This is a genomic window from Streptomyces sp. NRRL S-244, assembly GCF_000717915.1.
Classification (GTDB): domain Bacteria; phylum Actinomycetota; class Actinomycetes; order Streptomycetales; family Streptomycetaceae; genus Streptomyces.
In genome coordinates this window covers 1-14,399 of the sequence record NZ_JOCX01000034.1, presented here as the reverse complement: position 1 = coordinate 14,399, position 14,399 = coordinate 1, and the positions used below count along the sequence as shown (strand labels likewise).

Annotated in this window: 13 protein-coding genes; 5 read left to right on the top strand and 8 right to left on the bottom strand. The window is 70.4% G+C overall.

The window, feature by feature from the left end; all coding sequences use genetic code 11:
• Positions 1 to 9: 9 nt before the first annotated feature.
• The gene (locus IF02_RS0128625) at positions 10 to 1,536 is read right to left on the bottom strand and encodes a peptide MFS transporter (RefSeq protein ID WP_420708220.1); all 1,527 of its coding nucleotides are present in this window, start codon (positions 1,534 to 1,536) and stop codon (positions 10 to 12) included.
• Positions 1,537 to 1,726: 190 nt separating this feature from the next.
• On the opposite strand from IF02_RS0128625, the gene IF02_RS0128615 reads away from it, so the two are divergent.
• The 4 genes from IF02_RS0128615 to IF02_RS0128600 all read left to right on the top strand — a co-directional run bounded on the left by IF02_RS0128615 (position 1,727) and on the right by IF02_RS0128600 (position 4,840).
• The gene (locus IF02_RS0128615) at positions 1,727 to 2,737 is read left to right on the top strand and encodes a polyprenyl synthetase family protein (protein ID WP_030161962.1); all 1,011 of its coding nucleotides are present in this window, start codon (positions 1,727 to 1,729) and stop codon (positions 2,735 to 2,737) included.
• 177 nt (positions 2,738 to 2,914) lie between these two features.
• Complete coding sequence (locus IF02_RS0128610) at positions 2,915 to 4,132, top strand: LolA family protein (RefSeq protein WP_030161960.1); 1,218 nt, start codon at positions 2,915 to 2,917, stop codon at positions 4,130 to 4,132.
• Between the two features lie 43 nt (positions 4,133 to 4,175).
• Entirely contained in the window at positions 4,176 to 4,445 is a 270-nt protein-coding gene (locus IF02_RS0128605; RefSeq protein WP_030161958.1) for a plasmid partition protein ParG, read from the top strand.
• Complete coding sequence (locus IF02_RS0128600) at positions 4,442 to 4,840, top strand: hypothetical protein (RefSeq protein ID WP_030161956.1); 399 nt, start codon at positions 4,442 to 4,444, stop codon at positions 4,838 to 4,840. The genes IF02_RS0128605 and IF02_RS0128600 overlap by 4 nt, the downstream gene beginning before the upstream one ends.
• Before the next feature lie 13 nt (positions 4,841 to 4,853).
• Here IF02_RS0128600 and IF02_RS0128595 read toward each other — a convergent pair whose 3' ends face one another.
• The 3 genes from IF02_RS0128595 to IF02_RS0128585 all read right to left on the bottom strand — a co-directional run bounded on the left by IF02_RS0128595 (position 4,854) and on the right by IF02_RS0128585 (position 8,373).
• The gene (locus tag IF02_RS0128595; protein ID WP_030161954.1) at positions 4,854 to 6,170 is read right to left on the bottom strand and encodes a M28 family metallopeptidase; all 1,317 of its coding nucleotides are present in this window, start codon (positions 6,168 to 6,170) and stop codon (positions 4,854 to 4,856) included.
• A gap of 210 nt (positions 6,171 to 6,380) precedes the next feature.
• Positions 6,381 to 7,337, bottom strand: a complete 957-nt coding sequence (gene rarD / locus IF02_RS0128590; RefSeq protein WP_030161952.1) for an EamA family transporter RarD — start codon at positions 7,335 to 7,337, stop codon at positions 6,381 to 6,383.
• A gap of 181 nt (positions 7,338 to 7,518) precedes the next feature.
• Positions 7,519 to 8,373: an SDR family oxidoreductase gene (locus IF02_RS0128585; protein WP_030161950.1), complete on the bottom strand. Its 855-nt coding sequence runs from the start codon at positions 8,371 to 8,373 to the stop codon at positions 7,519 to 7,521.
• Between the two features lie 105 nt (positions 8,374 to 8,478).
• Between IF02_RS0128585 and IF02_RS0128580 the strand changes: the two genes are divergently transcribed.
• Complete coding sequence (locus IF02_RS0128580) at positions 8,479 to 8,853, top strand: winged helix-turn-helix transcriptional regulator (protein WP_030161948.1); 375 nt, start codon at positions 8,479 to 8,481, stop codon at positions 8,851 to 8,853.
• A 47-nt stretch (positions 8,854 to 8,900) separates the two neighbouring features.
• Here IF02_RS0128580 and IF02_RS0128575 read toward each other — a convergent pair whose 3' ends face one another.
• The 4 genes from IF02_RS0128575 to IF02_RS0128560 all read right to left on the bottom strand — a co-directional run bounded on the left by IF02_RS0128575 (position 8,901) and on the right by IF02_RS0128560 (position 14,273).
• Positions 8,901 to 9,968, bottom strand: coding sequence for a 2-oxoacid:ferredoxin oxidoreductase subunit beta (locus tag IF02_RS0128575; protein ID WP_030161946.1), 1,068 nt, complete (start codon positions 9,966 to 9,968; stop codon positions 8,901 to 8,903).
• On the bottom strand, positions 9,961 to 11,904 hold the full coding sequence (locus tag IF02_RS0128570; RefSeq protein ID WP_030161944.1) for a 2-oxoacid:acceptor oxidoreductase subunit alpha: 1,944 nt from the start codon (positions 11,902 to 11,904) through the stop codon (positions 9,961 to 9,963). Before IF02_RS0128570 ends, IF02_RS0128575 begins: the two co-directional genes overlap by 8 nt.
• Positions 11,905 to 12,194: 290 nt before the next feature.
• Positions 12,195 to 12,854, bottom strand: coding sequence for a response regulator transcription factor (locus IF02_RS0128565; RefSeq protein WP_030161942.1), 660 nt, complete (start codon positions 12,852 to 12,854; stop codon positions 12,195 to 12,197).
• A gap of 135 nt (positions 12,855 to 12,989) precedes the next feature.
• Positions 12,990 to 14,273 carry a sensor histidine kinase gene (locus tag IF02_RS0128560; protein ID WP_030161940.1) on the bottom strand — a complete coding sequence of 428 codons (1,284 nt, stop codon included), beginning with the start codon at positions 14,271 to 14,273 and terminating at the stop codon, positions 12,990 to 12,992.
• Positions 14,274 to 14,399 lie beyond the last annotated feature (126 nt).

Below are 14,399 nucleotides of genomic sequence, written 5' to 3'. Positions count from 1 at the left end.
TCGTTCGCCTCAGTGGACGGGGTGCATCGTGCGCCGCAGCCACGGCGCCAGCGCGATCACGGCCAGGCCCGCCACCACCGCGATCGCGCCGTTGACGCCGAAGTACGCGGGAGTGGACACCTGGCCGTACAGCTTGACCACCTGCGCCTGGATGCCGTTGGCCAGGGCCAGCGAGAGGAACCAGAGCGCCATGGTCTGGCTGGAGAAGGCCTTCGGGGCGAGCTTCGTGGTGGCCGACATGCCGGAGGTCTCCAGCAGGACGTCGCCGAGCCCGAGCAGCAGGTACGAGCCGACGATCCACCATGCGGCCATCTGGTACGCCTCCCCGCCGTGCCCCGAGGTGGGGATCACCATCAGCAGGAAGGACAGGCCGCCCAGGATCACCCCGATGGCGATCTTGTTGGAGGCGTGCGGCTGGCGGCGGCCCATCCGGACCCACAGCGCGGCCACGACCGGGGCGAGCGCCACCTCGAACGCGCCGAGCGCGGAGGCGTACCAGCTCGCGGGGAAGTGGAAGCCCAGGATCTCGGTCCGGGCGTTCGTCGAGGCGAGCAGCATCATCGTCGAGTACGCCTGGAAGAGGATGAAGTTGAAGGCGACCGAGGCCAGGAAGAGCACCACGTACGGGCGCAGCCGCCCGCGCTCCTCGCGCGTCACCCGCGGGCTGCGGAACATGACCGCGAAGTAGACGGCGGGCGCGATCACCGAGACGAGCGTGAGCAGGTCGACGAAGCGGCCCATGGTCAGCCATCCGAGGGCCGCCATAAGGGTGGCGAGCGCGCCCGCGGCGAGGAGTCCGGCGACGATCCGGCGCACGGCGCGGCGCATCGCGTCGGGGGCGAGGGGGTACTCGGCCGAGTGCTTTCGCCCGGCCAGATGGCGGCGGCCGAGGACGTACTGGACCAGGCCCGCGGTCATGCCGACGGCGGCGGCGGAGAAGCCCCAGTGCCAGCCCTGGTGCTCGCCGAGCCAGCCGGTGACCAGGGGTCCGGCGAAGGCGCCGATGTTGATGGCCATGTAGTAGAGGGCGAATCCGGCGTCGCGCCGGTCGTCGTCCGTCCGGTACAGCTTGCCGACCATGCTGGCCACGTTGGGCTTGAGCAGGCCGGTGCCCGCGCTGATCAGGCCGAGGCCCGTCCAGGTCATGGCGGCCGTCGGCACCGCCATGGCGTAGTGGCCGCAGGCGATCAGGATGCCGCCCCAGAGCACGGCCCGGTACGAACCGAGGATCCGGTCGGCGAGCCACCCGCCGGCGACGGAGACGAGGTAGACCATGGTCCCGTAGGCCGCCGCGACGGAGGCCGCGGTGCCCGGGTTCATCCCCAGGCCGCCGTCGGCCACCGCGTCCGCGAAGTAGAGGACGAGGATGGCCTGCATGCCGAGGAACGAGAAGCGCTCCCAGACCTCCAGTCCGGACAGCGTGGCGAGGCCCCGGGGGTGCCCGAGGAAGGCGTGGTCGTCGGCGGGCGGCGGCTGGTCCGCCTCCGGGTCGACCGGTTCCGCCGGTTCCTCTATTGCGGTGGTAGTTCTGGACAAAACGCATTCTCCGGTTGTTTCGGCTCCTCACGAACATACCGGTGCGCATCGGGCAGTGCGCGGGTGGCGACATGGCGGCCGCTCTCGGTGATCGAAAACAGACCGGATACGCTGGCTTGAGTGATGGCAGCGACACATCGACAATCCAGGTGATCGTCACCGTGATCGTCAGCAGACAGGAGTACCCCTCGTGACCGTCGTCGGGCCGTTCGGACTGAGCGTGCGGGACCAGGCTCTTGAGACCGATGTCCAGGCCGGACTGGCCGCCGTCGAGGCGGGTCTGCTGGAGGCCACCAAGAGCGAAGTCCCCTTCATCACCGATGCCGCACAGCATCTGCTGCGCGCCGGGGGCAAGCGGTTCCGGCCGCTGCTGGTGATGCTCGCCTCCCGATTCGGCGACCCCTACGCGCCCGGCATCGTGCCCGCCGCGGTGGTCGTCGAGCTCACCCATCTGGCGACCCTCTACCACGACGACATCATGGACGAGGCGGACGAGCGCCGCGGTGTGGCCAGCGCCAACGCCCGCTGGGGCAACTCCGTGGCCGTCCTGACGGGTGACTTCCTGTTCGCCCGCGCCTCGCACATCCTGGCGGACCTCGGGCCGGAGGCCGTACGCATCCAGGCCGAGGCCTTCGAGCGGCTGGTCACCGGCCAGATCCTGGAGACGGCCGGCCCGCGCGACGGCCGCGACCCGGTCGCCCACTACCTCGACGTCATGGCCGGCAAGACCGGCTCGCTGATCGCGGTCTCCGGCCGGTTCGGCGCGCTGATGTCCGGCGCCGACGAGTCGGTCGTCGACATCCTGACCCAGTACGGGGAGCGGCTCGGCATCGCCTTCCAGCTCGCCGACGACGTCCTGGACATCGCCTCCGACTCGCACGAATCCGGCAAGACCCCGGGGACGGACCTGCGCGAGGGCATCCCCACACTGCCCGTGCTGCGGCTGCGCGAGATGGCGGCCCGGGGCGGCGACCCCGAGGACCTGGAGCTTGTGGGCCTCCTCGACGGGGACCTGACCGACGACGCCCTGCACGCCGAGGTGCTCGCCCGGCTGCGGGTGCACCCCGCGCTGGAGCAGGCCCGCCGCGACACCATCCGGTACGCGCAGGAGGCGCGGGCCACGCTGGCGCCGCTGCCGGAGGGCTTCGCGAAGTCGGCGCTGGAAGAGCTGTGCGACGCGGTGGTGCACCGCGCCGGCTAGGACAAGCCGTTCGGCGCAGGCGGGGCCCGGCATCCCTTACGGGTAGGGGATGCCGGGCCCTCGTCGTGTCATCCCTGCGGCGTACGCCGAGTTGGCCCCGGGGAGTGACGCCCCGACCCCTCCCGCTTTGGTCAGATGGAGACACACCAGAACGGGTGACACAGAGGTAGGGCAGACATGGCAACGAACGCAAAGACCCGCAAGGCCGCCCGGTACGCCGTACCGGTAGCGGTGGCGGGTGTGGCCGCCGCGACCGTGGCGATGGTCCCGGCCTTCGCGAACTCCGGCGGCCCCGACCTGCCGAAGATGACCGCGCAGCAGCTCATCGAGAAGGTCGCCGCCTCCGACGTGCAGCAGCTGTCCGGGAGCGCGAAGATCAGCACCGACCTGGGTCTGCCGACCCTGGCGAGCGGCCTCCTCGGCGGCGGGGGCATCGCGGGCGGCTCGGCCAACCCCGAGGACAAGATCGCGCAGCTGGCGAACGGCTCGCACACGCTGCGCGTCGCGGCCGACGGGCCGGACCGCCAGAAGCTGACGTTCGTGGACGGCAAGGACGAGTACAGCCTCATCCACAACGGCGCCGACGTCTGGGGGTACGACAGCAAGGCCAACGAGGTCTGGCACGAGAAGAACCCCGATGCGGCGGCCGGCAAGGACCAGAAGAAGACGGCCGAGCGGCTCGGCGGCGCCTCGCCCCAGCAGCTGGCCCAGGACGTGCTGAAGGCCGCCGGCCCGACCACGGACGTCAGCGTGGGCGAGACCGCGCAGGTGGCCGGCCGGGACGCCTACCAGCTGGTGCTGAAGCCGAAGCAGAGCGGATCCACGGTCGGCTCGGTCAAGATCGCGGTGGACGCCAAGAACGGCGTGCCGCTGCGGGTGCAGCTGCTCGCGGCCGAGGGCGGCAAGCCGATCGTCGACGCCGGGTTCACCAAGGTGGACTTCGCCAAGCCGTCCGCCGACACGTTCGCGTTCACCGCGCCCAAGGGCGCCAAGGTGACCGAGGGCGCCGACGGGGCGGGCAAGGACGGCCGTGGCCACGGCAAGGAGTTCAAGGGCCTGGACTCCTTCCCCGGCCTGGGCGCCCTGACCGGCGGCATGGGCGGCGCGGGCGGCAAGGGCGGCGAGACGAAGGTGCTCGGCGAGGGCTGGGCGACCATTGCCCGCATGGACACGGGTGCAGGCAAGAGCCTGAAGGAGATCGAGAACGGCAAGGACACTCCGAAGGAGGCCAAGCAGTTCCTCGACTCCCTCGGCGGCAAGGTCACCGGCAAGTTCGGCGAGGGCCGGGTCTTCAAGACCCGCCTGGTCAACGCCCTGATCACGGACGACGGCAAGGTCTACGTCGGCGCGGTCACCAAGGACGCGCTGGTGAAGGCGGCCGACGCCAACAAGTAGTGCCGTACGGCGGGTAGGACTGTCCGAAGGGTGGGCGGGGACTGTGTCCCTGCCCACCCTTCGGCCGTTCCGGCCCTGTGTACAGCGGCCCCGCTGTACCGTGAAAAGCATGTCGAGACACGTCACCATCCGCCTGGACGAAGAGTTCCACGAGCGCCTCAAAGCGCGCGCGGCGGCACTGGGGACGACGGTCACCGCGCTGATCACCGAGGTAACGGAACGCGAGCTCGACGAGGACCGGAAGAACTTCCTGTCCGGCATCGAGGAGTTCGCCGACCACTGGAGCTACTTCCAGGAGCGGTTCGGCAATTGAAGATCACCATGGAGTGGGCCTGGACCGCTCTGGCCCACCATCTCCCGTCAGATCCCGCCGTGTGGGATCCCTCCGGGGTGGCCGCCGCGGTCGCCCGGCACCAGAACGACCTCGTCCTGGTGCCCGAACAGCCCGCCCCGGACACCGCGTGGCGGGCCGCCGCGTTTCTGCACACCCTCGCGGTGTGTCCGGCGCTGGAATCGCCGATGAACGAGTTCTACGCGGCCGCCGCCACGCGCTCGTACCTGCGCGTGGCGGGAGCCAAGCAGCTGCCCTCACCGGAGGACCTCGGCGACCTGGTGGAGGCGGCCAAGCTGGGCCGCGCCGACGTCGCCGCGGTCGCCGAGGAACTCCGGGCCCTCATACAGGAGCCGCAGACGGTCCCGCCGTCCTAGGCCCGTTCCTGTCTCAGAAGGTGATCTTCCAGCTGTTGATGTAGCCGGTGTCCTGCGCCGCCCCGTCCTTGGCCTGGAGCTTCCAGACGCCGTTGGCCACCTCGCTCGACGCGTTGACCGTGTACGTCTGGACCAGGTTGTCGGCGCTGCCGCCGCTGCGGTTGTGCAGGTTGTAGACGGTGCCGTCGGGGGCCACCAGGTCGACCACCAGGTCACCGCGGTAGGTGTGGACGATGTTGACGTCGACCTTCGTGGTGGCCGGGGCGTTGCCCGTGACGCCCGAGACCGTGATCGGCGAGGTCACCGCGGCGCCGGGGGAGTCCGGGATGTTCACGTCCGCCGTGTTCTCGAAGGACGGGCCCGGCGGGACCGGGGTGGCCGCCCCCAGGTTCCAGATCGCGTACGCGATGGCGTCGGAGTTGCGGTCCAGGGCGGTGTCGTTGATGTTCGCCGAGGTGTCGCACGAGGCGTGGTAGCAGCGGTCGAAGGCCTGCCCGGAGGTGCCGCCCCACTTCTGCGCCTGCGCCGCCGTCTTGGTGTAGTCGGCGCCGGAGAACAGGCCGCCGACCGGGATGCCCGCGCTCTTGAACGGGGCGTGGTCGGAGCGGCCGTCGCCCTCGGTCTCGATCTCCGTCGGGATGCCGACGCCCGCGTAGTAGTTCTTGAAGGTCTGCTCGATGGTCGGGTCGTCGTCGTAGACGAAGTAGCCCGGGTTCGGCGAGCCGATCATGTCGAAGTTCAGGTACCCGGAGATCTTCGACTTCTCGGCGGCCGGCAGGTTGTTCACGTAGTACTTCGAGCCGATCATGCCGAGCTCCTCCGCGCCCCACCAGCCGAACCGCAGGTGCTTGGTGGGCTGGAGCTGTGCGCGCGAGACGGCCAGTGCCGTCTCCAGGATGGCGGCCGAGCCGGATCCGTTGTCGTTGATGCCGGGACCGGCGGTCACCGAGTCCAAGTGCGATCCGGCCATCAGCACCGAGTTCGGGTCACCGCCCGGCCAGTCGGCGATCAGGTTGTAGCCGGTCGCGCCGCTGCTGGTGAAGGTCTGCAGGGTGGTGGTGAAACCGGCTGCGTCCAGCTTGGCCTTCACGTAGTCGATTGAGGCCTTGTAGCCGGCCCGGCCGTGGGCGCGGTTGCCGCCGTTGGCGGTGGCTATGGACTGGAGCTGCGCCAGGTGCGCCTTGACGTTGGCGACCGGGATGTCGGGCGGGGTCGGCGCCGCGGTCGCCGCCGTGGGGGCGGCGAGTGCGGCGGGAGCGGTGGAGGCGAACAGGCCGGCGACCGCGATTGCGGTCACGGCGGCGAGGCGCCGGGAGACGGACAGGCTCATGTGGGGGACTCCGGGATTCCGTTGGGGATTGAACGGAACGTGCGGGGTGGCGCAATTGAGCGATCGTGCGTCAGTGCGAGCCTGATGTTCAGTGGAAGGGTGACTGCCCGTCAAGACCGAGATTCGGTCAGGGTGGTTCGGAAAACGGACGATCCCCGCTACGGGGGTTCCGTAGCGGGGATCGTGGGGGTACTGGGATGCGCGGTGGGACTATGCCAACTCGGGCGCCGGGGCGGCCGCCACCGGCCCGGCGGCGGCGCGGGCCGCTTCGAGCCGGGCCCGGGTCCTGCGCGCCGTACGCAGCGCGTCCCAGGTCAGCAGCGCCAGCGCGGCCCAGACCAGGGAGAACCCGGCCCAGCGCTCCGGCGGCATCGCCTCGTGGAAGTACACGACGCCGAGCCCGAACTGGAAGACCGGGGCCAGGTACTGGAGCAGCCCCAGCGTGGACAGCGGGACCCGGATCGCGGCCGCACCGAAGCACACCAGCGGGATCGCGGTGACCAGCCCGGTCGCGGCGAGCAGCGAGGCGTGCCCGAGGCCCTCTGAGGCGAAGCTCGACCTGCCCTGCGCGCCCAGCCACAGCAGGTAGCCGAGGGCGGGCAGGAACAGCAGCGCGGTCTCGGCGGCGAGCGACTCGACCCCGCCCATGTTGAGCTTCTTCTTGATCAGCCCGTACGCGGCGAAGGAGAAGGCCAGCACCAGCGAGATCCACGGCGGCCGCCCGTACCCGACGGCGAGCACCAGTACGGCGGCCACGCCGATGCCGACCGCCGCCCACTGCGCGCGGCGCAGCCGCTCACCGAGGACCAGCACGCCGATGGCGATGGTGACGAGCGGGTTGATGAAGTAGCCGAGGCTGGCCTCGACGACCGCGCCGTTGTTGACGGCCCAGATGTACAGGCCCCAGTTCACGGAGATCACCGAGGCGGCCAGCGCGGTCAGGCCCAGCTTGCGGGGCTGGCGGAGCAGGTCCCGTATCCAGGCCCAGCGGCGCAGGGCCAGCAGCAGGATCCCGACCACGCCCAGCGACCACACCATGCGGTGGGCGAGGATCTCGATGGCCCCGGACGGCTTGAGCAGCGGCCAGAACAGGGGGACCAGCCCCCACATCCCGTATGCGCCGAATCCGTAGAGCAAACCCGTGCGCTGCTCGTTCTCCGCCTTCACGGGGCCCTCCAGTCGTCATTCGGCCAACTTCACGAAGGTAGCGCCGGGCGGGCCGGATGTCATGCCCGTTTACGGGAGATACTCATGACATCTCCGGGGCCTTGCGTGGCCGTGGCGGCGCGGACTCGCGGACTCTGGGACTCGGGCTGCGGCCGGCCGGTCGGCCGGTCGGCCGGATCGCTCAGGCCAGGGCGGAGGAGATGGCGTCGGCCAGCGGGGTCGTCGGGCGGCCGATCAGCCGGGACAGGTCCCCGCCGGTGTGGGCCAGCAGGCCGCGGGAGATCGCCGCGTCCATGTCGACGAGGATCGCCGCGAAGCCCTCGGGCACCCCTGCGCCAATCAGGATCGACAGGTGCGCCTCGGCCGGGACCTCGCTGTACGCGACCTCCTTGCCGGTCTGCGCCGCGACCTCGGCCGCGTACTCCGCCAGGCTCCACGCGGAGTCGCCGGAGAGCTCGTACACCCGGTTCAGGTGGCCTTCGCCGGTCAGTACGGCGGCCGCCGCGGCGGCGTAGTCCGCCCGCGCCGCGGAGGCGATCCTGCCCTCGCCCGCGCTGCCCACGACCGCGCCGTGCTCCAGGACGGTGCCCAGGTTCCCGGTGTAGTTCTCGTGGTACCAGCCGTTGCGCAGGAAGGTGTAGGGCAGGCCGGAGTCGAGGACGGCCTGCTCGGTGACCTTGTGCTCGGCGGCCAGGTCGAAGTCGGCCTCGGGGCCGCCGAGGATCCCGGTGTACGCGAGCTGGGCGACGCCGGCGGCCTGCGCGGCCCCGATCACGGCGAGGTGCTGCGGCACCCGGCGGCCGACCTCGTTGCCGGAGATCAGCAGGACGCGGTCGCCGGAGCGGAAGGCTCCGGCCAGGGTCTCGGGGGCGTCGTAGTCCGCGACGCGCACCTCGACCCCGCGCGCGGCCAGGTCGGCGGCCTTCTCCTCGCTGCGGACGACGACGGCGACGCGCTCGGCGGGGACCTGGTTCAGCAGCTCCTCGACGACGAGGCGGCCGAGGGCTCCGGTGGCTCCGGTGACGACGATGCTCATGGGGTGCGCTCCTTGCGTGGGGCCGTGTCTTGCTTCGGGGTATGGCACCACCTTAGGGAGAGCGCTAACCTTTCGTAAGTACCCACTTTAAAGTAAGGTACTGGCATGGAGGTAAGTGTGAAGGTGAGCGTGAAGGCCCCGATGTGCCCCTCCCGCGGAGTGCTGGAGCACGTCACCAGCCGCTGGGGCGTCCTGGTGCTGGCCGCCCTCGTCGAGCGCTCGTACCGGTTCAGTGAACTGCGCCGGGAGGTGGGCGGCGTCAGCGAGAAGATGCTGGCCCAGACCCTCCAGACGCTGGAGCGCGACGGATTCCTGCTGCGCGACGCCAAGCCCGTGATCCCGCCGCGCGTGGACTACTCGCTGACCGAGCTGGGGCGTGAGGCCGCCGAGCAGGTGTGGGCCCTGGCCCGCTGGACCGAGCGGCGCACCGCCGACGTCCAGGCGGCGCGGGCCGCGTACGACGAAGCCCGGAGCTCCTGACGCGTGAGGAACTCCGGGCCGTTCGTCCGGCGAGGCGCGGGCGTGGGTCAGCCGACGACCGTCCAGGTGTCGTTGCCGGCGAGCAGGGTGCTGAGGTCGCCCTTGCCCTTGGCGTCGACGGCCGCATCCAGCTGCTCGGCCATCAGCGTGTCGTAGACCGGCCGCTCCACGCTGCGGAAGACCCCGATGGGCGTCTGGTGCAGGGTGTGCGGGTCGGCCAGCCGGGACAGGGCGAAGGCGGTGGTCGGGCCGGCGCCGTGCGCGTCGTGGACCAGGATCCGGGACTCGTTCTCGGGGGTCACCGTGACGACCTCCAGCTCCCCGGTGGCTTGGTCGCGTACGACGCCCTTGTGGCCGTCGGTGCCGAAGCGGATCGGCTGCCCGTGCTCCAGCCGGATCACGGCCTCCTGCGCCTGCGCGTTGTCCTTGAGGACCTCGAAGGCGCCGTCGTTGAAGATGTTGCAGTTCTGGTAGATCTCCACGAGCGCCGTGCCCTGGTGGTCCGCTGCCGCGCGCAGCACCTCGGTGAGGTGCTTGCGGTCGGAGTCGATCGTCCGGGCGACGAAGGTGGCCTCCGCGCCCAGCGCCAGTGAGACCGGGTTGAAGGGGGCGTCCAGCGAGCCCATCGGGGTGGACTTGGTGATCTTGCCGACCTCGCTGGTGGGCGAGTACTGGCCCTTGGTCAGTCCGTAGATCCGGTTGTTGAAGAGCAGGATCTTGAGGTTGACGTTGCGGCGCAGGGCGTGGATCAGGTGGTTTCCGCCGATGGACAGCGCGTCGCCGTCGCCGGTGACCACCCACACCGACAGGTCCCGGCGCGAGGTGGCCAGGCCCGTGGCGATGGCCGGGGCGCGGCCGTGGATCGAGTGCATCCCGTACGTGTTCATGTAGTACGGGAAACGCGAGGAGCAGCCGATCCCGGAGACGAAGACGATGTTCTCCTTCGCCAGTCCGAGCTCGGGCATGAAGCCCTGGACGGCTGCCAGTACCGCGTAGTCACCGCACCCGGGGCACCAGCGGACCTCCTGGTCCGACTTGAAGTCCTTCATCGACTGCTTGGCCTCGGCCTTCGGCACGAGGGAGAGCAGATGGGGGGCGTCGGTCACCTCAGTCATTGATGGCCTCCTCGAGAACCTTCGCGAGCTGCTCAGCCTTGAACGGCATTCCGTTGACCTGGGTGTACGACTGGGCGTCGACCAGGTACTTCGCCCGGATCAGGGTGGCGAGCTGCCCGAGGTTCATCTCCGGCACCACTACCTTGTCGTAACGCTTCAGGACCTCCCCGAGATTCCTCGGGAACGGGTTGAGGTGGCGCAGGTGGGCCTGTGCGATGGGGGTCCCGACATTGCGCAGGCGGCGGACGGCGGCGGTGATGGGGCCGTACGTGGAGCCCCAGCCGAGGACCAGGGTCCGGGCTCCGTCCGGGTCGTCGACCTCCAGGTCGGGGACCTGGATCCCGTCGATCTTTGCCTGGCGGGTGCGGACCATGAAGTCGTGGTTGGCGGGGTCGTACGAGATGTTGCCGGTGCCGTCCTGCTTCTCGATGCCGCCGATGCGGTGTTCGAGCCCGGGCGTGCCCGGGACCGCCCAGGGGCGGGCCAGGGTCTGCGGGTCGCGCTTGAACGGCCAGAACACCTCGGTGCCGTCCGCGAGCTGCTGGTTGGGCCCTGAGGCGAACTGAACCTTCAGGTCCGGCAGGTCGGCGACGTCCGGGATCCGCCAGGGCTCGGAGCCGTTCGCGAGGTACCCGTCGGAGAGCAGGAAGACCGGCGTCCGGTACGTCAGCGCGATCCGCGCGGCGTCGAGGGCGGCGTCGAAGCAGTCCGCCGGGGTCCGGGGCGCCACGATCGGCACCGGGGCCTCGCCGTTGCGCCCGTACATCGCCTGGAGCAGGTCCGCCTGCTCCGTCTTGGTCGGCAGACCCGTCGACGGGCCGCCGCGCTGGATGTCCACGATCAGCAGCGGCAGCTCCAGCGAGACCGCGAGCCCGATCGTCTCGGACTTGAGCGCGACTCCGGGCCCGGAGGTGGTCGTCACGCCGAGCGCGCCGCCGAAGGCCGCGCCGAGCGCCGCGCCGATGCCGGCGATCTCGTCCTCGGCCTGGAAGGTGCGTACGCCGAAGTTCTTGTGCCGGCTCAGCTCGTGCAGGATGTCCGAGGCGGGGGTGATCGGGTAAGAGCCCAGGTAGAGCGGCAGATCGGCCTGCCGGCTCGCCGCGATCAGCCCGTACGACAGGGCCAGGTTCCCGGAGATGTTCCGGTACGTGCCCGTCGGGAAGGCCCGGGTCGCCGGGGCCACCTCGTACGAGACCGCGAAGTCCTCGGTCGTCTCGCCGAAGTTCCAGCCGGCCCGGAACGCGGCCACGTTCGCCTCGGCGATGTCGGGCTTCTTCGCGAACTTCTGCCGCAGGAAGGTCTCCGTGCCCTCGGTGGGCCGGTGGTACATCCAGCTCAGCAGCCCCAGCGCGAACATGTTCTTGCTGCGCTCGGCCTCCTTGCGGGAGAGCCCGAAGTCCTTCAGCGCCTCGACGGTGAGCGTGGTCAGGGGCACCTGGTGGATGTTGTACGCGCCCAGCGAACCGTCTTCCAGCGGCGAGGTCTCGTAGCCCACCTTCGCCATCGGGCGCTTGGTGAATTCATCGGTATTGATGATGATCTCGGCCCCGCGCGGAACGTCCCCGATGTTCGCCTTCAGTGCCGCCGGATTCATCGCGACCAGTACGTTCGGGGCGTCGCCCGGCGTCAGGATGTCGTGATCGGCGAAATGCAGCTGGAATGACGACACACCCGGCAGGGTGCCGGCGGGGGCGCGGATCTCGGCCGGGAAGTTCGGCAGCGTGGAGAGGTCGTTCCCGAAGGAGGCCGTCTCCGAGGTGAACCGGTCACCGGTGAGCTGCATGCCGTCCCCCGAGTCACCCGCGAAGCGGATGATCACCCGGTCCAGGCGGCGTACTTCCTTGCCGCCGGGGGCCGGGGGTGTCCGTTGTTCGCCGACTACGGCACCTTCGGCCCCGTCGGCCTGTTCGGCTGGACTACTGACCTGGCTGGTCACTGAACTGGACCTCCTTCGAGGCGTGGCGTTCCCGTTCCCAAGGTCAACCCTACGTCGGTAGGAGTGGCCTGCTCGGGGGACGCTCGTATTCTGGACCGTCGTCTGCGGCGGTCTGTCGAGAGAATCCCGTGGGATTGCGCGGGTCCACGGGATTCCGGGAGATTCCGAGAGATTCCGAGATTTCGTGCCGTGCAGAAATAGTGCGAGCCCCTGGCGGCCGGGTGGGTTAACGCCACACCTGACAGAGTGTCAGTTGATCAAGGCTTTGATCAATGCCCCTGGTCTTTCGATCAAGAGCGCAGGTAGGTGAGAACGGCCAGAACCCGCCGGTGGTCCCCGTCGCTCGGTGACAGCCCGAGCTTCATGAAGATGTTGCTGACGTGCTTCTCGACCGCTCCGTCGCTGACCACGAGCTGCTTGGCCACGGCCGAATTGGTGCGCCCCTCGGCCATCAGGCCCAGCACCTCGCGCTCGCGCGGGGTCAGCCCCGCCAGCACGTCCTGCTTCCGGCTGCGGCCGAGCAGCTGGGCGACCACCTCCGGGTCCAGGGCGGTACCGCCACGGGCCACGCGTACGACGGCGTCCAGGAACTCCCGTACGTCGGCCACCCGGTCCTTGAGCAGGTACCCCACCCCGGTACTGGAACCGGCCAGCAGTTCGGTGGCGTACTGCTCCTCCACGTACTGGGACAGCACGAGCACGCCTATCCCGGGGTGCTCGCGCCGCAGCCGTACGGCCGCTCGTACGCCCTCGTCGGTGTGCGTCGGTGGCATCCGTACGTCGGCCACCACCACGTCCGGCAGCGCATCCTCGGCCGCCAGCTCCGCCACCGTCTTGATCAGGGCTTCCGCGTCCCCGACGCCGGCCACGACGTCATGCCCCCGGTCGGTCAGCAACCGGGTCAGGCCCTCGCGCAGCAGCACTGAATCCTCGGCGATGACCACCCGCACCCTGTCTTCCACGACCAGCAGCTCCCGAGTCCCGTCGTTCGATGTACCTGACGCAGCCAAGCATCCCAGCCTGGGGGCCGGATGGAGGCGAGTCGGAACCATCGAACGGGTCGAACGGGTCGAACGGGCAGCGGCTTAGCGGGAGCGCCAGGGGAGCTCGGCGGTGACGGTGGTGCCGCCGCCGGCCGGGGAGTCCACGACCAGAACCCCGTCCACGGCGTCCAGCCGCTCGGTGAGACCGGCCAGCCCGGTGCCGGCGCCCTCGCTGCTCGCGCCGCCGCGCCCGTCGTCCGCGACCTGGATCAGCAGCCGGTCCCCGGACTTCCACACGTCCACGCTCGCGGTACGGGCCCCGGAGTGCTTGCTGATGTTCTGGAGCAGCTCCGAGACGGTGAAGTACGCGATCCCCTCGACGGCGGAGGCCGGCCGGTCCGGCAGGTCCGCGGACACCCGTACCGGCACCGCGCAGCGGGAGGCCACGGAGGACAGCGCGGCGTCCAGACCGCGGTCGGTCAGCACGGCCGGGTGGATCCCGCGGGCCAGGTCGCGCAGCTCCTGGAGCGCGACCTTCACCTCTCCGTGCGCCTCGTCCACCATCCGGGCGGCGGCCTGCGGATCCTCGGCGAGCTTCTCCTTCGCCAGTCCGAGGTCCATGGCCAGCGCCACCAGGCGGGCCTGCGCCCCGTCGTGCAGATCGCGCTCGATGCGCCGCAGGTCGGCGGCGGCGGTGTCGACGACGACCCCGCGGTCGGACTCCAGCTCCGTGACCCGGTGGTCGAGGCGCGAGGGCCCGAGCAGCCCGGCGATCAGGACGCGGTCGACGGTGGTCAGGGCCCGCACCACCCAGGGGGTGGCCAGGGTGAAGGCCAGCCCGACCAGGCAGGCGAGGGCGATCTCGGCGGGGGAGTCGAGGTAGAAGGTGTAGTCGTCGTTCTGGAAGAGCTGGAGCCCGGGCCGGTCGGTGTAGGCCGGGAAGACCCAGAACCAGAGCGGGTACAGCAGGAAGGCCCAGCCGTACGCCCAGAACACCAGTGCCAGGGTGAAGGCGAAGATCGCCCAGGGGAGGTGGATCACGGAGTACAGCGCGTGCCGCCAGGCGCTGCCGCTCTTGAGCAGGGCCCCCATGGTGGCGAGCGGACCCCGCTTCTCGGCCCGGATGGGCGCCGGCTCGGCGATGTCGACCCCGAGCATGGCCCGCGCCCGGCCCCGCTCGACCCGCCCGAACCCGCGGCACATGGCGAGCACCCCGGCGAGGACCGGGATCCCGAGGAAGGTGACGAGCAGTCCGGCGCCGAGGCTGACGCCGGTGATCGCGAGCGAGAAGTACAGCAGGCTCAGCGGCAGCCCGAGCACCAGATACCCGAACTCCCGCCAGGTCCGCCCCTCGACGGGAGCCCGCAACGCACGGCCGAAACCCATAATCCAACCCGCCCTCTCGACACTTCCCGTAACCACCCCCACCCTCCCGCCCGGGAGCCCTCGAAACCATCGGGCGGGTGGGCGTCCCCATGGTGGGGATAACCCCACCACCCCCCGATCCAGCAG